The organism is Vibrio sp. 1402, assembly GCF_033340275.1.
This window is the reverse complement of sequence record NZ_JAWOWE010000606.1, coordinates 1-544: the sequence shown is the minus strand read 5'-3', so window position 1 is coordinate 544 and position 544 is coordinate 1. Positions and strand designations below refer to the sequence as shown.

At 44.1% G+C, this 544-nt stretch carries 1 pseudogene; it reads right to left on the bottom strand.

Annotation, left to right across the window (positions count from 1 at the left end):
• Positions 1 to 544: pseudogene (locus tag R7044_RS27495) on the bottom strand (GGDEF domain-containing protein); the annotation flags it as partial.

The window sequence follows — 544 nt, the reverse complement described above, 5'->3', positions numbered from 1 at the left end:
GACTAACTCACCTTGGAAATAAACCGGGCTCATGATGCTTATTGCCATGTCATCCGAGTAGGTGGTTTTAAACGGCAGAGAAAACAACACGCGATCAGTCAGTTGTTCTTTCCACGCAGCCAGAACGCAAGAGTAGTTGCTCTTGCACCAATCGACATCGAATGTGGCCTTCACACCTTCTAACGCTTTGATTGGTCGCTCTAAAATCAACTTGCTCCCAGTATAAGAGCTAAAGTACATAATGGCATTTTGTTGATTAAACGCATTCGATAAATACGCTTCGGCTTGATGCAGCGATTTACGCGCGACGGCTTCAACGTAATTCAGCTTTTCGTACGGTGACAGCGAGTAAATAGCGTCTTGGAAGCTGAACTCAGTTTGAGCTTCCACTTCATCCACGCTCAAGCCTTTGTATTGTTCGAGCTTCGCTTCCGTCAGCAGCCCCATTAAAATGACTTTTTGCTTTATTTTGGCTAGGTTATTTGCGTAGGTGTTGAACTGCTTTACTTCATAAGAAATCAACACAGCGCCTATCATCATTGTT